Below are 19,554 nucleotides of genomic sequence, written 5' to 3' on the forward strand. Positions count from 1 at the left end.
CATTATAACCTCATCATCAACAACCAGATGAGGCATACCATGAAGGTCTTACTGACAGGGGCTCGCGGCTATGTTGGCGCTGCGACGCTAGAAGCACTAGTCGCAGCTGGCCACGATGTGGTCGGCATTACACGCTCTGAAGCGAAAGCGGAAAGTATCCGGCAGCGAGGGGCAGTCGCAAGGGTCGGCGACGTAAGGGACAATGCGTTTTTGACGGCGATTGCCGCGACCGTCGACGGAGCGATCCATCTCGCGTCGCCCGGCGACGAAACTAGCGCTCAAACTGAAGAAATTGTCGTAGCCGCTATCCTCGAGGGTCTTGGCAAAGCCAATAAGCCCTTCGTGTCGACAGCTGGTCTATGGGATCACGGTAGTGGTGATGCCATCAGCGAAACCACGGCATTTCGCGCGCCGCAGATCACCGCGTGGCGACCGGCACTGACCCGGCGCGTCCTGGGGGCCGATGGTGTTCGCAGCAGTGTGATCTCGCCTGCTCTCGTTTATGGACGGGGAGACAGCTTGTTGCAACTCGTCGCCAATGCTCCCCGAGCTGGCGAAGAAGAACAATCTCTGGCGGTTGTTGGCGGTGGACAACACCACTGGGGCAATGTGCACGTCGATGACCTCGCCAAACTATACGTACTCGCTCTCGAGAAGGCCCCTGCCGGGACCTACCTGATCGGAGCAAACCCACATGCTCCGACAGCGCTAGAAATCGCGAGTGCTGCCAGCACGGCGATTGGGTTGCACGGACGCGTCGAGCCAGAGGGCGTGGCCGCAACTGTCAAGCGTCTGGGTGCGCTTGGGGAGGCTCTGCTTCTGGACCAGAAGATTGTCAGCACGGGTGCTGAACAACTCGGATGGAGGCCAGCACAGCTCTCGATCATCGAGCATCTCGCAGAGACGACGAACTTCACACGATAACTTTATGAGTGGAAATTAAAATGAATGGTTCTTCCAACACACGTGTTTTGATCAAAGGCGCGTATATTCTTTCACAGGACGATGAACACGGCGAATTCGTTGGTGACGTCCTGGTCGTCGACGGCAAAATCGCTGATGTCGGTCCCGATCTTGCGGATGCTACAGCCGAAATCGTTGATGGCGCAGGTCATGCGCTTTTACCGGGCTTCATCGATACCCACAGGCACGCATGGCAGGGTGCTTTGCGCGGTCTGGATCCATCATGGACCTATGCCCAGTACCGCAACCACGTACAAATTGGCCTCGGCCCGCACCTCGAACCTGAAGACGTCAGGATTGGGAACCTTGCGGCTGGCATTATGTCTCTCGACGCTGGCGTGACCACCGTTCGCGACGAGGCGCATATTATGAACAGTCCAGCTCATGCGGACGCTGCAATTGCGGCGCATTGGGAATCTGGAATCAGGGCGGTCTTCGCCTATGGCTGGCCGTCCACGGAAGCGGAATCCTGGCAGTTCGGTAGCGAAAGGGCTCACCCTGCAGACATCCGTCGCGTACGGGAAAATGTTTTGTCAGACGACACGGCACGCGTCACCCTCGCCGCAATGATCCGTGGACCCGAGCTATCGACAATAGACATCGCCGCAAAGGATATCAGTCTTGCCCGCGATCTTGGCCTGCAGATGAGCATGCATGTCGGGCTGGGTGAATGGGGCGTCCAACAGGCCGCAATCCGTAACCTGAACGACAGCAAATTGCTGGGTTCGGATATGCTCTTCATTCACGCCTGCACGTCCACGGACGATGAATTGCGGATGTTGGCGGATCACGATGCCCAGGTTTCTGTGGCCTCATCGATCGAAGCCTTCATGCCGGGGCTCGGCCAGCCTGCCACCAACCGCATGATTGCCGCAGGCTTGCGACCGAGCCTCAGCCTTGACGTCGAAACGTCTGCCGCTGGCGATCTGTTCGGCGCAATGCGCGCAGCGCTCGTCTATCAGCAGCTGACACGTGCGGGAGCAGGAGGAATGATGGAGCGAGATCTTCAGACCCTGCCGACATTCGACTCCCGCGACCTGCTCGCATTCGCCACCATCAACGGCGCGCGTGCATGCGGGATCGATGATCGAACCGGCAGTATCACAGTTGGCAAGGAGGCGGATCTTATCATGATCCGACTGACCGACTCCAACCTTCTGCCCGCTACTGACGTACCCGCAACGATTGTGACCGCAGCCCATTCCGGCAATGTGACCTACGTCATGGTCGCTGGGAAGGTGATGAAATCCAACGGTGTCCTCCATCAGACACATTCCATTGCTGAATTGGCTGAGGCCTCGCGCGACCGGATCTATCAGCGTGCAGGGCTTGCAAAGCCGGGACGAAAAGACGCGACTGTGCCCTTCTTCCTGAAAGCTGGTCACTGAAATGTCGACGCATGACAATTCACCCCTAAACCAGGGCCGGTGGCCGCGCAAACTGCGCGGCCGTCAGGCTGCCGTAGTGATCGCGACGGCCTTCTTCGCGACGATGCTTGGTCCGACCCTGCCGACGCCGCTCTATCCAATATATCAGGATAAATTTGGTTTCGGGGGTCTTATGGTCACCTCAATTTTTACGACCTACGTCGTGGGGATCGCCGCCGCCTTGCTATTGTTTGGACGCCTTTCCGACCAGATAGGTCGTCGAGCACTGCTGTTGCCCGGCCTGGTGTTGGCGGCGTTGAGCAGTTGTGTTTTCTACTTCTCCGACACCGTCGCGGCACTGTTTTTCGGACGCCTTCTCTCAGGTCTTTCAGTGGGGATAATCACCGGGACTGCCACAGCAGCGTTAACCGATCTGGCTCCTTCAGGACGGAAGCGCTTCTACAGCCTGACGGCGGCGTTAGTGAACATGCTGGGCTTGGGCCTTGGGCCTGTCCTCGCGGGTGCGCTTGCTGACTTCACCGCATTTCCTCTTACGCTTCCATACCTCGTTCACATTGTGCTGGTCATCGCGACGTTCGCAGGCGTCAGTATGATCGCCGAGCCGCTCGACCGTCAAGGCGGATCCATCAAATGGGAGTTCCAGCGGCTGACACTCCCACCCGAGGTTCGCGGAACATTTATCCGTGCCGCCACGGCCGGCTTTGCAGGGTTCTCCGTATTGGGTCTGTTTGCTTCTGTGGCTCCAGCCTTGTTGCTGCACGTCCTTGGCATAGGCAATCACCTGGTATGCGGGCTTGTTGTCTTTGCACAACTCGGGTTTTCGGCGCTGGGGCAGGTTGGCAGCACCAGAATGGCGGACCGAAAGGCAATGCTGATTGGGACCGCGGCTCTCACGGTCGGCATTTTGCTCATTGGCATGAGTATTGCTGTATCGTCCTTGCCGATACTGTTGACGGGCGCAGCGGTCGCCGGAGCGGGCCAGGGCATGAGCTTTCGTGCTTCCCTCAGTACCCTGGCCGAACAGAGCCCTTCGCACCTTCATGGCGAGATCACCTCTACCTTCTTCCTCGTCCTGTATATAGCGCAGTCCGTACCTGTTATGGGCGTAGGCGTCGCCGCAAGTGCTTACGGTCTGGCTCTCGCCGGCGTAGGGTTTGCGATGTTTGTGGCAATGATTGCTGCAACGGGGTTCGTTAGCTTGCTGGTATCCAAGCAATCGGGCGGTGTGGCGTGATCAAGCGAGATCCAGCCGCATTCTTTTCGTGTTGAGTGGACACCTTTCCGCGCCCGCTTAGATAACGCTTCGGCGGTTTCAAGGCGGGCATGAACATCGACGGATGTTGAGATGGTTTGGCGCTTATTGAGGGTCAGGGTTGGAAGCCAAATCAACGTAGGAGCGGAGACCCTGACATAACACATTCTCACATCGCTGTTATGTACCCTTCCCGAAAACGACAGAAGGACCCATTTCCCGGATGCGTACGCAAAGTCCAGACGCAAGAGTAGGGAACTTCTATGACGTTAAGAAAACTAATTCTATCTTCTGCAGCTGTTTCAGTCCTCGTGATTGGCTCTACGGATGTTGTTCTTGCTCAAGCGGAAGATAGCCAACCACGCTCCCACACTACGACTTATGGGCCGCGGCTGGAAGGTTTTGACTATCCGTTCAAGACAGAGATGCTGGCTGTTTCGAGCCAGGGACAGGCCCTCGAGATGTCTTTCATGGACATCGCGGCGGAGAATCCGAATGGGCGCACCGTGGTGCTGCTGCACGGCAAGAATTTCTGCGCCGCGACTTGGGAAGTCACAATCAACAGCTTAACGCAGGCTGGCTACCGGGTGATCGCGCCGGACCAGATCGGGTTCTGCAAGTCGAGCAAGCCGCAAGCATACCAGTTCAGCTTCCACCAGCTGGCGGAAAACACGAAGGCGATGCTCGACAGCCGTGGCCTCGAGAAAGCAACCATACTCGGTCACTCGATGGGCGGTATGCTCGCGACGCGGTTTGCGTTGATGTATCCAGAAGCGACCGAGCAAATGGTGCTGGTCAACCCCATCGGACTTGAGGACTGGAAGGCGAAGGGCGTTCCCTACCAGACGATCGATGCGGCATTCGAAGGGGAGAAGAAGACAAACTTCGAAGGGATCAAGCAGTATCAACAGAAGTTCTATTACTCCGGTCAGTGGAAGCCAGAATACGACAAGTGGGTGGCAATGAGCGCCGGCATGTATCGCGGTGAGGGTGGCGAACAGGTGGCTTGGAATCAGGCGCTCACCTCCGACATGCTGTTTACCCAGCCGGTGGTGCACGAGTTCAATCAAATCAAGGTGCCAACGCTTCTGATGATCGGCATGACCGACAAAACGGCGCCCGGCGCGAACCGCGCGCCAGCTGAGCTTGCATCGTCGCTGGGCGATTACACAAATCTTGGCAAGCGGGCGGTCGAGGCCATTCCTGGAGCCCAGCTGGTGGAGTTCGAGGACCTCGGCCATTCCCCGCAGATTCAGGATCCAGATCGCTTCCATCAAGCGCTTCTGAACGGATTGAATGGTAGCTGAGTTTGTAGGTAACCTGCACAAGTTCAATCACTCAGCAGAGGGTCTCCCATTTTGGTGACCTCTGACGTCGTCTGGGCTGCTTGAAAGGGGCCGGATATCACACCTGCGGGGAGGCACGCCAAACGAAGCGCGTGCAGCTCTTCACGGAGCTCATATCCCGCAGGCTCGCCCCATACACTCCGCGTCTTGAGGGGCTGTCCATACCGTGCGGCTGATGCACGCCGGTTTCCCACCAACAGTCAAGTCGGTCACAAATGTTGAAGCAGCCTGGACCCCAAGCCGGGCGCAATCCAGTCCTCGCCTGAACCGTTGAGCAGGTAATGCCGTCCCAGCAAGTTGCGCCAGGCAGGTTTTACCTACCCGGCGTTGGTGTCGTATCGAGCGAAAAGGTTATGCGTCGCTGTCGGCGGAGATGGCGATATCTTTCTGCATTTCGAGTTCAGCCAAACGTTCGGTCAGGGCCTTGCGGATCGACGCATAGGCACCAGCGCCAAGCGTCAGGCGTTTGGGGGCGGTTGCCCGGTCGGCCGAAGCAATGATCGCATCGACCATCTTGATTGGATCTCCCTTGATCTCAAAGGTGCCGCTGGCAACGGCCCGGCGCACGTCGCCGGCCGGTGTCTTGTCGTAGACGGACATCGGCACAGGCGTCACTAGGCCGCCGCCGAATTCTGTCCGGGCGGGACCAGGCTCGACCAGCGTGAACGCGATACCAAACGGGGCGACTTCTTGCGATACGGATTCCACAAAACCCTCGATGCCCCATTTGGTGGCATGATAGAGGCTGAAATTCGGATAGGCGATCTGTCCGCCTTCGGATGAGACCTGGAGGATGCGGCCGCCGCTTTGGGCACGCAGATGCGGTAGGGCGGCGCGGATCAGCTCGATCGAGCCAATCAGGTTGGTGTCGATCTGAGTGCGGATCTGGTCGCTGCTCGCCTCTTCGGCCGCGCCGAAAAGCCCATAGCCAGCATTGCTGACGACGGTGTCGATCCGTCCAAATAAATTGAAAGCTTCGGTCACCACCCGGTAAATGGCAGGTGTGTCGGTGAGGTCGAGGGTGGCGATTGACAGGGCGTCGCCATATTCTGCCTTAAGGTCGTTGAGTGCGGCGTGCTTGCGCAGCGTAGCTACAACCCGATCGCCGCGGGCCAGCAGTTTTTCGGTCATGATGCGGCCAAGGCCGGAGGAGGTGCCAGTAATCAACCAAGTCTTTGTCACGGTTAAAATCCTTTCTTAGGCGGCCGCGGAGATGCGGCGGATGACAGGGAAGATATTCTGTTTGATTGATGTTACTATCCAAACAATCTTGGATAAGCTGGTGAAGAGAACCCATGAATAGCACTCCGACGCTCACCGAACTTTCGGCCTTTGCCGCCATTCTGCGCCACCGCAGTTTTCGCAAAGCAGCTGATGAACTCGGCCTGTCGCCTTCGACGCTCAGTCATATGATGCGGGTGCTGGAGGAAAATTTTGGTGTGCGGTTGCTTAACCGGACGACGCGCAGCGTCGCGCCGACTGAGATCGGCGATCGACTGCTAGCGCGGCTGCTGCCGCTGCTGCGCGATCTCGATGGGGCACTCGCGGAAGTGTCACTGTTTCGCGACAGGCCGAGTGGCACTCTGCGCATCAACAGCAGCGAGATTGCTGCCAGCCTGCTGCTGTCGGCCGCGGTTCCGACATTTCTGGCGCGCTATCCGGAAATGGGGCTGGATCTGGTCACAGACGGTAAGTTGATCGATATCGTCGCCGACGGGTTTGATGCTGGCATCCGGCTGGGTGAGGCGGTGCCGCAGGACATGATCGCCGTCCACTTCGGCGGCGACACCCGGTTTCTTACCGTGGCTTCACCCGATTACCTGGCACAGCGGCTGGCTCCCAAAGTCCCAGACGATTTGAAGGCGCATGCCTGCATCCGCTTCCGCTTTCCGAGCGGAAAGCTGTTTCGCTGGGAATTCGAGCGGTTTGGACAGCAGATGGTGGTCGATGTGCCGGGCGCGCTGACGCTCGACCATGTCGGGCTGATGGCTGAGGCAGCTGTGGGCGGCATGGGCATCGCCTATGTCGCCGACCGGGTGGCGCAGCCTTTCATCGCCGCGGGTAAGCTGGTGGTTGTGCTGGAAGACTGGTGTCCGTGGATGCCGGGGCTCTGCCTCTATTATCCCGGCCACCGTCAGGTGCCCCCGGGTTTGCGGGCGTTCATAGACGTGCTGAAACAGGCTGGCTGAATTTTACACATCGTCCGTCTTTGATGCGGCGGCGGAGCAGAACAGGTGCTCAGTTACAACTATGAGCGGGCGTTGGGCGCGGCCTAGGATGAGTCATGCCGCCCGCCGGAGTCTGGTGCAGTGAGTATCAGGCGCTTTCGCATGAGCTTCGGTAGACGTGACGACAAGTTTCAAGTTCAGGAGATAAAGGTAAGAAGTGATACCAGCTCCTTGTGATGTACAACGATCGTTGTATATTTGCTGGCATGGAAAAACGAACTGATATTATTACCGCTGCTGAGCGGGTCTTCGAGGATCACGGTTTTCACAGTGTCGGCGTAGATACCATCCTTGCTCCCTCAGGGGCTTCTACCCGAACACTGTACAAGCATTTTGGATCGCGTGACGGGCTTGTCACCGCCGTTCTCGAAAAGCGCCATCTCACTTTCATGACGAAGCTTAAAGAGTGGCAAATTCCGGACGACCCGATTGGACACCTCTTCGACGTCCAGGAGGAGTGGATGGTGGAGCATGGTGCGAGAGGGTGCATGCTGCTGCGCGCCTACAGTGAGTATGCTGGTGCGAACGAGGCGATAGCCGCGCTTGTCCAACAACAGAAACGAGAATTTCGCGAAGAGATCGGTAGGCGCGTCGAAGTCTGCTTAGGCGGCGGGGATGCAGAGCTAAGCACTCAGGTATGGCTTCTATTCGAGGGAGCCACAGCAGCCGCCACTGTTTTCGATGGCGCTCCAATCAAGTCTGCCAAGCGAGCGGCGCTTGCTCTCGTTGCATCGGCAAAGGAGCGCCTGCGATGAGAAGGAACGCTAACCTCGTCGCCGCTGCCTTTTCCCTGACGGCGCTGAGTTATGGGCTAGCCCGCTTCGCCTATGGTCTGCAACTCCCGTATATCCGTGACGACCTCGTCCTTGATGCCTCAGCCGCCGGGTGGATCGGCGGTGGAGCCTTTGCCGCGTACTGCGTCGGGATCTCAGTTGCTCTTGTCTTCGAGGTGCCTATGGGCGAGCGGCGGGTCGCAGGATTGGCAGGCTTGACGGCCACACTGGGAATGGGCTTGGTGTCGGTGTCTGAAACGCCTTGGCAGCTTGGTCTGGCAATTGCTCTGGCTGGGCTGAGTACGGGCCTGACGTCACCTCCACTTGCTGTGGCGGTTGCAAAAGGTGTTGACGAAGGCAATCGGCCGCGTGCGAACGGTGTGATCAACTCGGGCACTGCGGTAGGCATAGTGGCATCCGGTGTCGCGGTCCTGGCATTTCCGGGATGGTGGAGGGAGCTTTACGCGGTTTTCGCCCTGATAGGCGCAGTTGTGACAGTGTGGCTCTGGTTTGCAATGCCCACAACCACTGCAACCAAGGCCAGTGCTTACGGCACGTGGTCGATTAAGCACTTGTTTCGCGAAGGGGCAGGGCGGCTTTGCATCAGCGCTTTTCTTGCTGGCAGCGCCAGCACTGCGATCTGGACCTTTGGCGCAAACCTGATGCGCGATGAGCTGGGATTCTCTGACAGATCCATTGCGTGGGCATGGATAGCGCTTGGCATCGGCGGATCGGTCGGTGCAGCGACAGGCCTTCTAACGGACTACTTCGGGTTACGTTTCGCTCACCGCTTGTCGGTTTCTTGCATGGCGCTCAGCCTGGTCGGTCTGGTGGGCGCGACGGTTTTACCACTAGCAGGCTTTGCAGTTATGGGATTATTCGGCGTGGCCTACATTGTCGCTACGGGCACGTTCATGATGTGGGGAATCGTTTTGTACGAAGATCGTCCAGCGCTTGGCCTCGGCATTCCCTTTCTCGCTCTGGCGCTTGGCCAAACCGCTGGCGCGCCGCTGTTCGGAGCAGTTTTAGACCACGCCGGAAGCGCTACAGCGCTCATATCATTTGCGGCAATCATGGGGAGCGCCGCGTTGTGGAGTGCTGCACCCGGGAGGGAAGGCACCGAGACGAGGTCGGATTGAACTTTCGATCCGAGAGCACTTCGGTGGCATCGCGTGACACGACCCGTGTTAGCGCAGGAGACGACACGGCCTCACTTGGAGGAAGCGGAATTCTCTTCGCTTCCTTCACCAACGTCAGTTCGACTGCCACCGATGCCGGCGGTGTCCCACGCTTAGTCCGAGACAAAGCTCTGTTTGCATAGATCGTTTATCACCAGCTGTACGGGGCGATATTTAGTCCTTCATTGTCATGGTAGAAGCCCCCGGTTGGACCCATCCAGTCGAGCGTCGCCAGTCGGACTGCAATAGCCGCTCCTTCTTCGACCGTCCGGGGCGCACCGGAGCCGCCCATATCCGTCGCCACCGAGCCAGGACAAGCGGCGTTCACCTTGATACCATCAGCCAAAAGCTCTTTTGCCAGCTTTACCGTAAACATGTTGAGTGCCGCCTTTGAAGCGGAGTAGCCCATGGCTGCAACGCTCCAGGTGGGAGATTTCATGTCCGCGGTGAGTGCCATGGACCCCAACCCGCTACTCATCATCACAATACGGCCCGATGCAGATTGCCGAACCAGCGGGAGAAATGCCTGCGTTACCCTGATTGTGCCAAACACGTTGGTTTCAAACATGGCACGGATCTCGTCGACTTCCTCATCACTCGCCTGGTTACCAAAACCCGAGCCTACGCCAACGTTGTTTACGAGAACGTCTAGACGTTGCGATTTCTGCTCTACGTAGGCCACCGCTGCCCGGACGCTCGCGACGTCAGTGATATCCAAATGTACCAAGTGCGCATCGATACCTTCCGCGCGCAATTCCTCTTCCGCTTTACGTCCTCGTCCCACGTCTCGACACCCGAGCCAGACGGCGTATCCCAGTTTGCCAAGCTGGCGGGCGATCTCGCGCCCAATCCCTTTATTCGCGCCTGTAATCAGAGCAGTTAGCTGAGCGGTCATCAAATTCTCCTTTGCTTCGCACTGAAGATAGCGATTGCAGAGCTGGCGGGCATTCCCGATCATGCCAGAGCCTTGCCTGATTGTGCCAACTCCGTTACTTACGACCGTATGAACGAACACAATCACATCGTCGACCGCCTCCTCGACCAGGTGAGGCCGTTGGTGGTTTATGAGCCAGGCCCAATAGCCGTCGCGACGGCTCTACCGCGGCTCAGAATCTGGTCGAGTACGCGATCCACATCGCCAACTCCGGCGCTTTTTCAGCCGATGTTCTACGCCGTTCTTCAGGGAACGAAGGTGTTGAGATTGGGGGAAAATCGCTTTGAGCTTAAACCAGGAGAGTGCGCGTCGACATCCTTCGGGCTTCCATTCGTCGGGCATTTCTCAAACGCCACGGTCGGGGCGCCTTACGTGGCAGTTAGTCTTGATCTCGATGTAGACCTTCTGGTCGACGTGATTATGAATATGGAAAGAGCTGAAGACCGATGGGTTTGCTCAGCGGCTGGCGGTAATATTTCTGGATCTGTCGGGGAGGCCCTGCTGCGCCTTGTTGCGCTCACGAACGCTCCTGACGACGTCGCAATGCTCGGTCGGCAGCACGAACGCGAACTTTACTATCGCCTCCTTCAGAGCCCGATGGGTGATACTCTTCGCCAGCTGGGCCAGCGCGATAACCGCTCGCGTCGAATCAAGATAGCAGCCGACTGGCTTTGTGCGAATGCGGACAAACCCTTTGTCGTCGCCGAGCTGGCGGAAGCCGCGGGAATGAGTTTGACCTCGTTTCATCGGCATTTCAAAGCAGTCACAGGCCATAGCCCTTTGGTTTTCCAGCGTCAGATGCGTCTTCTGGAAGCACGACAACTGCTGTCCACGGGTGGCATCAGCGTTTCAAGCGTGGCCTTTTCTGTAGGATATGTCAGCCCTTCACAGTTCAGCCGTGAATATAAAAGCATGTTCGGCACACCGCCCGTATCTGATTTGACAAGCTCGGAAATCAGAGCAGCCGTTCGGCGATAATAGTCATGACCAATGGTGCTATTGTGCTGCGACCATGAAGGCAGGGGTGCTGAGATCAGACCAAACCCATTCCATTCGAGAGCACATCGCGCGCTCAGCCAGAGACGCGGTCTAACTGAGCGCAGCAGACAGGGCGGCCTCGCAATGGATCAAGGTCGTATCGAAGACAGGCACTGACACGTTTTGCTGGCTCAAAAGCATCCCGATCTCGGTGCATCCGAGGATGAGGCAGTCACAGCCTCTCGCCGTCAGTCGCTGGGCGATGCTTTCGAAGATGGTTCGGCTATCGTCTTTGATCATGTCACGGCAGAGTTCTTCATAGATGATACGGTGAGTTTCGGCACGGTCTTCCGCGTCCGGGACGATCGGGATCAAGTCCTTGGCTTTGAGCCGATCGATGTAAAACGACTGCTCCATCGTGAAGGCGGTTGCCATTAAGCCGGGACGTTTCAGCCCATGGCTTGCGATAATGTCGGCTGTGGCGTCGGCGATATGCAGTAGCGGTATCTCGACGCCATCAACGATCTGATCAGCCACCTTGTGCATGGTGTTTGTCGCAAGCAGCAGCAACTGTGCACCGCCACGCTCCAGCGCCCGGGCCTCAGCGTTCAGGACAAGTCCTGCAGTGTGCCAGTCGGACGCCGCCTGAAGCTTTGCTATTCCGTCGAAGTCCACAGAGCGGATGAGCAATTCCGGCGAATGTAGACCGCCGAGCCTATCTCTCGCGAGCCTGGCCAGTTCCCGGTAGTAAGTCTGTGTAGATGCCACCGACATGCCGCCGAGAATTCCGATTGTCTTCATGTGTTTTCTCCACGTGGTAGGTATCCGATTATGAGGTAGATGTCACCTCCTGTAACGGTTGTCATAGCACGAAGCGATCGTCCGGCAACGTCGACGAGTGGGAAGCCGTGTCATAGATCGCCTTCACATTGAGCAACGCTCCGCTTGCCGAAGAAGCGCGCTCCGAGTAGAACGTAATGATGTTACACACAGATTCCGTAGCGGCAATGAACCCCGCAAATTCCGAAAGCCCCCGTTTCTTTGGCAGCTTAGTCATCGTACCTGGATCACGGGTCCTTGATGTCGGCTGTGGAAACGGCGATCTGAGTAGACTGGTGGCCAGGTTGGCCGGTCCGTCAGGAGAGGTCGTTGCAATAGACAGCAACCAGTCCACGTTGGAGGCCGCCTGCGCCAAAAGCAAAGACCCGGATGCGGCGCCCATCCACTATCGCGCTGTCGATCTCTCCCGCGACCTGCCCGAGCTTGGCAGATTTGACGTCATCGTCGGACGTCGTATCCTCATGTATTTGCCGGACACGTCGGCAACGCTTTCCCGTCTGGTCGGATTGGCAAAACCCGGTGCGGTGCTGGCATTTCAAGAGCATGCACGCCGGGACGTGCCCTTTGATCATGCAGCTCTTCCCTTACATCAGCAGCTTTACGACTGGACATGGGATACGGTCGCAGCCGAGGGTGGCGATGTCACTCTTGGTTTGAACCTCGTCGAAAAGATGCGCGTACTGGGTCTTTCTATTATTCAGGCCTACAGCGAATTCGTCCTCATTGAGCCTGACCAGCCTTCCTTCCTGCCTACACTTATGCGTGTGATGCTGCCCAGATTGGTCGAGCGTGGCGTTAGCACGGAAGGGGAGGTGCAGGTCGACACACTTGCGCAACGGCTCGCAAGTGAACACCAAGCCTTCGGTGGTGCGACCGCCTGGGACCAGGCATTTTTTGTGGCCGGACGGGTCGTCGGCTAGATCGCAGTCAGCAAAAAGGCCGAGCCAGTGCTCGGCCTAAAATTTTGTCAGATCGTGGCAAACGTCGTTCTTCCGACCGGCACCAGAAAGATGATGGCCTCAACCCGCTTGAAGCAACGCGTTGTCGAGTTCAACTGCGCGCTTATAGGCATCTCGGGTTACAAGATTTCCGGCATATTTCACGAAGGCCTCTCGTGGCGGTATCGTGCCAAGGCCCAAACCCCATCCTATATGTGAACCAACATATACGTCCGCAGCGGTGAACCTGTCACCAGCAATATAGGGGTGTCTCGTCACGGCGTACTCAAGCTGATCCAGCGTACGTTCATAGCTGCCATGACCGAAAAAGAACTCCTGCTCCGGAAGAGGGACGAAGCCTGCGCGTTTGTTGGTCACGGCCTGCTCGACTGGGCCAGCGGTGAAGAACATCCACCGATAGTAGTCAGCAATCTCATGGTCTCTTGGGCCAAGGTTCGCGAGCGGAAAGACGTCGGCAAGATAAGCGATGATGGCTCCACTCTCGCTGATAACGTGACCATCATGCTCGATCGCAGGTATCTTGCCAATTGGATTGATTTCCCTGAAAAAACGCGCCTGTTCGCTATCCGCATTAGTCACGGCAGGTTTCTCGAGGGCTGCGCCACCCCAGGCGTCGTCCGCGCTCGCCTTTTGGTAATCGAGCACGACGGTTTCGTAATCCGCTGCTGTTTCTTCAAGCATCCAGCGAACCATGCGTCCTCTTGAGTTCGGATTCGTGTAAAGTTTGATGGTCAATGTACCGCTCCTTGTAATGGTGCCTACATCATAGGGATACCTCGACCTCACACTAAGGCATAAGACGCCATAAAAACTTGCAAACGACGCCATTGTCCTCTATGCCCCGCTGCGACCTTGGGCATGGCCTCAGCAAGGCGCGACTGCAGATGCTGCGTCGAGGATATCCCGTTGAGGAGTACCCCTTATGACGATGAAATTTTCGCCGGCCTCCGATCGATGCAGACTACCGCGCCCATTTTGGAACGGAATTGAAAGCCTCGGGCTGCGACCATCCGCTGTGCTGCGTCAGGCGAAACTGCCGTCTATGCTTTATCTTGATGAGACCGCGGTGATCAGTACACCGCAGCTTTTTGCAGTATGGGAAGCTATTGAAACGCTGTCCGCCGACCCCGGCTTCAGTCTGCGGATGGTGGAAAACACGAGCACGGCAAACCATAAGCTTGCATTTCTGGCAGCGTCCTTCGCTGCGAGCTATCGAGACGGCCTGGAGCGAATTGCACGCTTCAAGCGGATATGCAGCCCGGACAAAATGCGGTTTGAAGAACGCGATGGCACTGTTGCACTTGTAACGGATTGGCCAACTGGCACGGGAGCTGAGCCAGCCCTCTCTGTCGATGCCAGCTTGGCTATGATCGTTGAGCTAGGTCGACGTGGCACTGGAAAGCATATTGTTCCAGTGGTTGTGGAATACGCCAGGAGTGGCCAAGCCACGGCGACACATGAGCATTACTTCGGTTGTCCTATCCACTTCGGGGCGGATCGTGACAAACTTGTGCTGAAAGCAGGGGATCTGGACCTTCCCTTCGTTGGGCATAACCCTGAAATGCTGTCGATAATGACGCCAGCACTCACTGCAGCCCTTGCAGACGTCGAGATGCGAGGCAGCCTTTCAGACCACGTCACACTTGTCCTAAAGCGCCGTCTGGCGAGCGGTCGGCCGGATATCGCCGACGTTGCTCAGGAGCTGGGACTGAGTGAAAGGACGTTGCAACGGCGCATAGGCGACGCAGGAACAACGTTTCGTGCACTGCTCGACGAAGCAAGGCAAGAGCTGAGCAAGTCTCTTCTTTTGGATGACTCTATCACGATAGAGGAAGTGGCTTTTCTCCTTGGCTACGACGATTCGAGCTCATTCTACCGCTCATTCAAAAGCTGGGAGAAAATGACCCCGCGCAGATGGCGGGCAAAGCACGCAGCCTCACAAACGGCAGACCCGTCTCCTTGACACGGGTCTGTTGGCGACGATGGTCGAGGCTGCGATGAAATGCTCCGCGTTGACGAACACCGACTACCTCAAGAGACCTCTGAGAAGGCGGCGACAGCGCCTAGCCTGATCACGACTTCGCGTGGGACCGAGACGACGAGGGCAGCAGGCGTCCCGCGACTGCCGCCCCACACCAGACTATCGGTTGAACACCTCTACGGCAAACGTTTCGATGGCGTTCAGCGTCGGTTCTGCCTGTTCCTCGGCCAGCCAATGCCCCGATTGATTCACGGTCAGGGTTCGGAGGTTGGTGACGCCCTGTGCCGCGTAGGATTGCGCCATCAAAGGCAATGCCGCAGCGGTCGAGAATTCCGCGCCCACCACCAGCATCGGCACCTTGAACTCTTCGTTCTTTCTCTGGAAGAAGACGATGTCTTCTTTAAAGCTTCGGTAGAGTTCGAAACCGGCCCGCAGGCGATCAGGCGTCCCATATGCTTCTGCGTAGGTCTTGATTGCTTCATCGGTTATGACACCCGGCTGCGCGGAGACCTTGTCCATGAAATATCGCAGATAGTCGCGCTCCTTGCCCGTCACCAGTGTTTCGGCAAGGCCTCGTTGCGCGTGGAAGTCGAAGTGCCAGGCCTGGGGGCTGCCCGCCACTAAATCCCACGGCGCAAGACCGGGGATCGGAACGTCTAGAACCGCGACGCCGCTCACCTCTTCAGGGTAGAGGCGGCCATAGGCATAGGCGACCATGCCGCCGATGTCGTGTCCGACGATGAGAGGGTCCTCGACGCCAAGAGCATCGACGAAGCTCTTCATGTCCTCCGCAAGCGAGGCCTTGTCCCAGCGTTGATCCGGCGCATTGGTGCCGCCGATTCCACTGAGATCCGGCGCGTAAACCACGTAGGTTTCGGCCAGCTCACTCATCAAGCCGCTAAATTCGTCGGCGCTTTGCGGCCAGCCATGCAGCAGCACGATAACATTGCCTTGTTTACCAGCGGAAAGGTATCGGAAGGTTTGACCGGCCACTTCGATAGTCTGGTCCGTGACAGCGACGGGCTGAGCGGTAGAGGTAAAGGAAAAAAGAGCGACGGTCGCCATTGCCGCGAGCCCGAAGGCAGCAGCCCAATTCATTCTGTACATATGTTTTCCTTAGAGTTGAGGACTACCGCTGCGTGATGGCCACGGCCGTACCGATCTGTGCGCCTCCGCCCGCGATTGGGGTAGGAAGGCCGTATTGTGCTGTGATGTAATCACCATGTCCGCCTTGTTGGTTATGCATGGGCCTGTTATGTATCTTTCAAAAGCACATGATGCTTGGTGTTGTCAATGTCATGTTGCGTTTAAAGTTACATAACGTAGTAAGTGCGACCGGAGACAAAACATGCGACAGGACAGCAGGCTATCTCGGATGCTCCACGTGCTTCTGCACATGGCGCACCACAACGGCTCTTTTACCTCAGAGCAGATCGCGGAGATGTTGGGAACAAACGGCGCCGTGGTTCGTCGCACCCTTGCCGGATTGCGCGAAGCAGGGCTCGTGCGGGCAGAAAAGGGGCATTATGGCGGGTGGACAATAGGTCGAGCCCTGAGTGACATCACATTATTCGATATCTACCAGGCTGTAGGGACGCAGAGGTTGTTCACGATTGGATCGGACAACGATAATCCAACTTGCGCAGTGGAAGCATCGGTAAACTATTCCGTTGCTGACATTCTTGGGGATGCGGAGAGACAGCTTATGGACCGTTTTTCAAAAGTCACGCTTGCCGATCTTTCAGAGAGGTTCAACGCGCACGCAGCAGGCACGCGTGCGGCGTTCAACCACTAAATCTCCCTAACCTTTCCTCGCATCACCCACTCTGCGGCCAAGGCGCGGGGATATACATGGTTAACAGTCACCCCCACATGGTTAACTCATCGTTAACCATGTGCCTCTAGTCCTAGCGTTTGACCGGTTTCATATCGGTAAACCAACGGCCACGGTTTCGTTCCTCGTACTGGCAGATTAATTATTCTTCTGGTCAGAAGGTGGAATGTTCAATGCGAGTTCGTCGGCTTCGAGCGTTTGTATGCATCATGGCTGCGGGCTTTGTGACAACCAGTTGCGCGAGCCGGCCCAGCGACAGCAACCGACAGACGGGTGCCAATGTATCAGACAACGGCGCGCGGACGGGTGGTAGCGATCTCCCTGGGGTGACCCGCGCACCACTTGGCGTTGTCCGGCCGGCGAAGTCCATGAGCACATACCATAAGGGGCCTCTGTCACTCGAAACTGCGGTCAGGAAGGCCGTTGATTGGCATCCCGCCGTCACAGAGAGTGTTGGGCGGCTTCGTCAGCAGACCGAGTCCGTTAACGAGGCTCGTGCCGGCTATCTTCCGAATTTCAGCTGGGGACTGGATTCATCCTACAACACCAACAGCTCCGATCGTTATAGCCCGGATTTGAACTTCAACGTCTCGCAGATGCTTTACGATTTTGGCAAAGTCGACAACCGCGTTAAGATTGCCACAGCAGGGATCGCTGGTCGGAAATCGCAGGTTTTGATGGCGGTGGACAACCTTGCGCGCGAAGCGGCAAATTCGGTGATTGAAATTCAGCGCAACCGCTCCCTGCGGGGCGTCGCCCGTGACCAGATCAAGGATGTGAAATCTATTCTCGAACTAGTGAAGTCGCGTACGGACAAGGGCGCGAGCACACGTTCCGATCTGCTGCAGGCCGAGGCGCGTGTTCAGGCCGCCGAGGCCACGCTGTTTGAAATCGAAGGACAACTATCGCGCTGGGAAGCAGTTCTTGCAAACCTGAGCGGTATCCCCGGAGGGGTCGAGGTATCGGACACTGTACCATCATGGCTGTCGAAGACCTGCAATTCAACGACAAATCTGGACTGGTCACGTGTGCCGGCAGTCATGCAGGCGGCGGCAGATCGCGAAGCTGCGGCCGCGCAGATTGGCCTGGCCAAGGCTGAAGGGCTGCCGACGCTGTCTCTCGACGCAGGCATTGGCGTCGATGTTACCGAGCTCAGCTCGCTCGACCCAGACTACACTGTCGGATTGAAGGTTACAGGAAGCCTCTACAATGGTGGCGCCACGAGCGCCCGGCGAAATATGTCCATGCAGGCGCTTGGGGCATCCCAGGCTGCCGAGGCGCGGGCGCGGGTCGACATTTTGCGCGACCTCACCGAGGCAGGCAGTCAACTTGCAAGCAAGGAAAATCTTCGCCGCTCGCTCTCGACCCGGCAATCGACGATGCGGCAAACGCGTGATCTCTATCGAACACAATATGTTGAACTGGGCACACGAACCCTGCTCGACCTCCTCAACGCCGATCAGGAGCTTCATGCCGCGAGGTTCGATATCAGCAATATCCAATACGACCTCCACAGGCTGAATATCGACTGCGCTTTCAATGGAGGACGGATGCGAGAAGCTTTCTCGCTGGAAGGTCAAACCGTACAGGGTATCTCCCTGTAGAGCCAGCAACGTCACTAATTCGTCAAGCCCGCATATATTTAATTTTTATCAACTTTTAGAATGAGCCGTTTTCTCTTCTGCTTTCTTCCTGCGCAGCATCTCCCGATGAACGAATGACCTGGGGGCAGGTCTCAAACGCAGCAAAATTCGGAAGCGCACAATTGTGATTCGAGATAAAATATTTGTTCACATCAAAATTCCGGAACCCGTTCGCTGTGATCTGTTTGGCGGAAATGGCGTGGCGAAACAGAGCCGGCGCGCGCAACAGTTTCGAATATTGGGTCGCCTCCACGTCCCACGCGTCATTACAAAAGTGATTGCTAATGCTCCCCTCGGTTGTTTTTTTCTTGCAGAGTTCATTTTTTGTGCAAATATGAGAGTAGGAGAGGGCACCGGAGAACATTCCGAGCCTAATAGACAGGATCGTTGATGTGGGAGCATCGCGCTTCTCGGCGGTCGTTGTTCGCATAAATCCAGTTTCGTCGATGTGCCTGATGTCTCAGGCGGCAGTGCTTTCCTGTCGCCAATTGTACCGCGTTGCAGGAGGACGGTTGCATGGTTGCTGTTATAACCGACAAGGTCGCTGGTAGTTCTCGGACCGTGTCACTCGATAACTTGAATGCGGGCAAGCCCAGTATCGTGCAGATCCGGGCCGATCGAAATGATGTCTCAGACTTCGTGCGTGACGGTGATGATCTCCTCCTTCGAATGCGCTCCGGCGACACCATTCGCATCGGGCATTTTTACCGCGAGGTCGATGGCGAACATAGCGAGCTGGTGCTTGAGGACGAAGATGGCAACCTGTGGTTAGGCGAGCATAGCGACGGCTTGGTTGACTTCCGTTTTTCAAAAATTGAAGGCGTCGACCAGCTCGTCGGCGCGTCAACAAGTGATGGCTCTATTCTCGGCCTTGCAGCCCTCGGCCTGTTGGCTGGAGGTGGAGCGCTTGCTCTCGGTGGATCTTCCGGCGACGACAGCGACGCGGATGCTGACGCAGACGCCGACGCGGATGCGGATGCTGACGCGGATGCGGACGCCGATGGTGATGCGGATGCCGATGCTGACGCTGACGCCGATGCCGATGCCGACGCCGACGCGGATGCTGACGCCGATGCCGATGCCGATGCAGATGCTGATGCTGATGCTGACGCAGATGCCGACGCCGATGCCGATGCGGATGCTGACGCCGATGCGGACGCTGACGCAGATGCTGACGCGGATGCCGATGCCGACGCGGACGCGGATGCTGACGCCGATGCGGATGCCGATGCCGATGCTGACGCGGATGCAGACGCC

The 19,554-nt window shown here is 57.2% G+C and carries 19 protein-coding genes; 13 read left to right on the top strand and 6 right to left on the bottom strand.

Annotation, left to right across the window (positions count from 1 at the left end):
• Nucleotides 1–39: 39 nt before the first annotated feature.
• The 4 genes from ACQZ51_RS22320 to ACQZ51_RS22335 all read left to right on the top strand — a co-directional run bounded on the left by ACQZ51_RS22320 (nucleotide 40) and on the right by ACQZ51_RS22335 (nucleotide 4,910).
• Nucleotides 40–924 (top strand): NAD-dependent epimerase/dehydratase family protein, encoded by an 885-nt coding sequence (locus tag ACQZ51_RS22320; protein WP_448780664.1) that lies wholly within the window; start codon nucleotides 40–42, stop codon nucleotides 922–924.
• 20 nt (nucleotides 925–944) lie between these two features.
• The gene (locus ACQZ51_RS22325) at nucleotides 945–2,351 is read left to right on the top strand and encodes an amidohydrolase family protein (protein ID WP_448780665.1); all 1,407 of its coding nucleotides are present in this window, start codon (nucleotides 945–947) and stop codon (nucleotides 2,349–2,351) included.
• 1 nt (nucleotide 2,352) lies between these two features.
• A complete protein-coding gene (locus tag ACQZ51_RS22330; protein WP_448780666.1) occupies nucleotides 2,353–3,585 on the top strand; it encodes an MFS transporter in 1,233 nt (410 codons plus the stop codon).
• Nucleotides 3,586–3,866: 281 nt separating this feature from the next.
• Nucleotides 3,867–4,910 (top strand): alpha/beta fold hydrolase, encoded by a 1,044-nt coding sequence (locus ACQZ51_RS22335; protein ID WP_448780667.1) that lies wholly within the window; start codon nucleotides 3,867–3,869, stop codon nucleotides 4,908–4,910.
• 390 nt (nucleotides 4,911–5,300) lie between these two features.
• Here ACQZ51_RS22335 and ACQZ51_RS22340 read toward each other — a convergent pair whose 3' ends face one another.
• Complete coding sequence (locus ACQZ51_RS22340; protein ID WP_448780668.1) at nucleotides 5,301–6,131, bottom strand: SDR family oxidoreductase; 831 nt, start codon at nucleotides 6,129–6,131, stop codon at nucleotides 5,301–5,303.
• A gap of 113 nt (nucleotides 6,132–6,244) precedes the next feature.
• Between ACQZ51_RS22340 and ACQZ51_RS22345 the strand changes: the two genes are divergently transcribed.
• The 3 genes from ACQZ51_RS22345 (at nucleotide 6,245) to ACQZ51_RS22355 (ending at nucleotide 9,089) form a co-directional block, all read left to right on the top strand.
• The gene (locus ACQZ51_RS22345) at nucleotides 6,245–7,138 is read left to right on the top strand and encodes a LysR family transcriptional regulator (RefSeq protein WP_448780670.1); all 894 of its coding nucleotides are present in this window, start codon (nucleotides 6,245–6,247) and stop codon (nucleotides 7,136–7,138) included.
• 215 nt (nucleotides 7,139–7,353) lie between these two features.
• The gene (locus tag ACQZ51_RS22350) at nucleotides 7,354–7,932 is read left to right on the top strand and encodes a TetR/AcrR family transcriptional regulator (protein WP_448780671.1); all 579 of its coding nucleotides are present in this window, start codon (nucleotides 7,354–7,356) and stop codon (nucleotides 7,930–7,932) included.
• Nucleotides 7,929–9,089, top strand: a complete 1,161-nt coding sequence (locus ACQZ51_RS22355) for an MFS transporter (RefSeq protein WP_448780673.1) — start codon at nucleotides 7,929–7,931, stop codon at nucleotides 9,087–9,089. The genes ACQZ51_RS22350 and ACQZ51_RS22355 overlap by 4 nt, the downstream gene beginning before the upstream one ends.
• Before the next feature lie 190 nt (nucleotides 9,090–9,279).
• On the opposite strand, the gene ACQZ51_RS22360 is transcribed toward ACQZ51_RS22355, so the two are convergent.
• Complete coding sequence (locus tag ACQZ51_RS22360; RefSeq protein WP_448780675.1) at nucleotides 9,280–10,023, bottom strand: SDR family oxidoreductase; 744 nt, start codon at nucleotides 10,021–10,023, stop codon at nucleotides 9,280–9,282.
• 162 nt (nucleotides 10,024–10,185) lie between these two features.
• Between ACQZ51_RS22360 and ACQZ51_RS22365 the strand changes: the two genes are divergently transcribed.
• Complete coding sequence (locus ACQZ51_RS22365) at nucleotides 10,186–11,040, top strand: AraC family transcriptional regulator N-terminal domain-containing protein (protein ID WP_448780693.1); 855 nt, start codon at nucleotides 10,186–10,188, stop codon at nucleotides 11,038–11,040.
• A gap of 111 nt (nucleotides 11,041–11,151) precedes the next feature.
• Here ACQZ51_RS22365 and ACQZ51_RS22370 read toward each other — a convergent pair whose 3' ends face one another.
• On the bottom strand, nucleotides 11,152–11,841 hold the full coding sequence (locus ACQZ51_RS22370; RefSeq protein ID WP_448780677.1) for an aspartate/glutamate racemase family protein: 690 nt from the start codon (nucleotides 11,839–11,841) through the stop codon (nucleotides 11,152–11,154).
• 206 nt (nucleotides 11,842–12,047) lie between these two features.
• Here ACQZ51_RS22370 and ACQZ51_RS22375 point away from each other — a divergent pair, with 206 nt between their 5' ends.
• Nucleotides 12,048–12,800: a class I SAM-dependent methyltransferase gene (locus ACQZ51_RS22375; protein ID WP_448780695.1), complete on the top strand. Its 753-nt coding sequence runs from the start codon at nucleotides 12,048–12,050 to the stop codon at nucleotides 12,798–12,800.
• A 99-nt stretch (nucleotides 12,801–12,899) separates the two neighbouring features.
• Here ACQZ51_RS22375 and ACQZ51_RS22380 read toward each other — a convergent pair whose 3' ends face one another.
• A complete protein-coding gene (locus ACQZ51_RS22380) occupies nucleotides 12,900–13,574 on the bottom strand; it encodes a glutathione S-transferase family protein (RefSeq protein WP_448780678.1) in 675 nt (224 codons plus the stop codon).
• Nucleotides 13,575–13,761: 187 nt separating this feature from the next.
• On the opposite strand from ACQZ51_RS22380, the gene ACQZ51_RS22385 reads away from it, so the two are divergent.
• Complete coding sequence (locus ACQZ51_RS22385) at nucleotides 13,762–14,802, top strand: AraC family transcriptional regulator ligand-binding domain-containing protein (RefSeq protein WP_448780680.1); 1,041 nt, start codon at nucleotides 13,762–13,764, stop codon at nucleotides 14,800–14,802.
• Between the two features lie 177 nt (nucleotides 14,803–14,979).
• On the opposite strand, the gene ACQZ51_RS22390 is transcribed toward ACQZ51_RS22385, so the two are convergent.
• Nucleotides 14,980–15,885, bottom strand: coding sequence for an alpha/beta fold hydrolase (locus tag ACQZ51_RS22390; protein ID WP_448780682.1), 906 nt, complete (start codon nucleotides 15,883–15,885; stop codon nucleotides 14,980–14,982).
• A gap of 283 nt (nucleotides 15,886–16,168) precedes the next feature.
• Between ACQZ51_RS22390 and ACQZ51_RS22395 the strand changes: the two genes are divergently transcribed.
• Both ACQZ51_RS22395 and ACQZ51_RS22400 read left to right on the top strand, forming a co-directional pair.
• The gene (locus tag ACQZ51_RS22395; protein ID WP_448780684.1) at nucleotides 16,169–16,615 is read left to right on the top strand and encodes an Rrf2 family transcriptional regulator; all 447 of its coding nucleotides are present in this window, start codon (nucleotides 16,169–16,171) and stop codon (nucleotides 16,613–16,615) included.
• A gap of 248 nt (nucleotides 16,616–16,863) precedes the next feature.
• Nucleotides 16,864–18,258, top strand: coding sequence for a TolC family outer membrane protein (locus tag ACQZ51_RS22400; protein ID WP_448780686.1), 1,395 nt, complete (start codon nucleotides 16,864–16,866; stop codon nucleotides 18,256–18,258).
• A 55-nt stretch (nucleotides 18,259–18,313) separates the two neighbouring features.
• Here the strand turns inward: ACQZ51_RS22400 and ACQZ51_RS22405 are convergent, their stop codons facing one another.
• Entirely contained in the window at nucleotides 18,314–18,727 is a 414-nt protein-coding gene (locus ACQZ51_RS22405) for a hypothetical protein (RefSeq protein WP_448780688.1), read from the bottom strand.
• Nucleotides 18,728–18,813: 86 nt separating this feature from the next.
• Here ACQZ51_RS22405 and ACQZ51_RS22410 point away from each other — a divergent pair.
• The coding region (locus ACQZ51_RS22410) for a BapA/Bap/LapF family prefix-like domain-containing protein (RefSeq protein WP_448780690.1) at nucleotides 18,814–19,554 on the top strand (741 nt) is incomplete at its 3' end.

Source organism: Agrobacterium sp. CG674 (genome assembly GCF_053521645.1).

Bases quoted from the DNA above. Each gene is read 5' to 3' on its own strand.
- ACQZ51_RS22320 (WP_448780664.1), top strand. From the start codon at position 40: ATGAAGGTCTTACTGACAGGGGCTCGCGGCTATGTTGGCGCTGCGACG.
- ACQZ51_RS22325 (WP_448780665.1), top strand. From the start codon at position 945: ATGAATGGTTCTTCCAACACACGTGTTTTGATCAAAGGCGCGTATATT.
- ACQZ51_RS22330 (WP_448780666.1), top strand. From the start codon at position 2,353: ATGTCGACGCATGACAATTCACCCCTAAACCAGGGCCGGTGGCCGCGC.
- ACQZ51_RS22335 (WP_448780667.1), top strand. From the start codon at position 3,867: ATGACGTTAAGAAAACTAATTCTATCTTCTGCAGCTGTTTCAGTCCTC.
- ACQZ51_RS22345 (WP_448780670.1), top strand. From the start codon at position 6,245: ATGAATAGCACTCCGACGCTCACCGAACTTTCGGCCTTTGCCGCCATT.
- ACQZ51_RS22350 (WP_448780671.1), top strand. From the start codon at position 7,354: ATGTACAACGATCGTTGTATATTTGCTGGCATGGAAAAACGAACTGAT.
- ACQZ51_RS22355 (WP_448780673.1), top strand. From the start codon at position 7,929: ATGAGAAGGAACGCTAACCTCGTCGCCGCTGCCTTTTCCCTGACGGCG.
- ACQZ51_RS22360 (WP_448780675.1), bottom strand. From the start codon at position 10,023: ATGACCGCTCAGCTAACTGCTCTGATTACAGGCGCGAATAAAGGGATT.
- ACQZ51_RS22370 (WP_448780677.1), bottom strand. From the start codon at position 11,841: ATGAAGACAATCGGAATTCTCGGCGGCATGTCGGTGGCATCTACACAG.
- ACQZ51_RS22375 (WP_448780695.1), top strand. From the start codon at position 12,048: ATGAACCCCGCAAATTCCGAAAGCCCCCGTTTCTTTGGCAGCTTAGTC.
- ACQZ51_RS22385 (WP_448780680.1), top strand. From the start codon at position 13,762: ATGACGATGAAATTTTCGCCGGCCTCCGATCGATGCAGACTACCGCGC.
- ACQZ51_RS22390 (WP_448780682.1), bottom strand. From the start codon at position 15,885: ATGGCGACCGTCGCTCTTTTTTCCTTTACCTCTACCGCTCAGCCCGTC.
- ACQZ51_RS22395 (WP_448780684.1), top strand. From the start codon at position 16,169: ATGCGACAGGACAGCAGGCTATCTCGGATGCTCCACGTGCTTCTGCAC.
- ACQZ51_RS22400 (WP_448780686.1), top strand. From the start codon at position 16,864: ATGGCTGCGGGCTTTGTGACAACCAGTTGCGCGAGCCGGCCCAGCGAC.
- ACQZ51_RS22405 (WP_448780688.1), bottom strand. From the start codon at position 18,727: ATGCGAACAACGACCGCCGAGAAGCGCGATGCTCCCACATCAACGATC.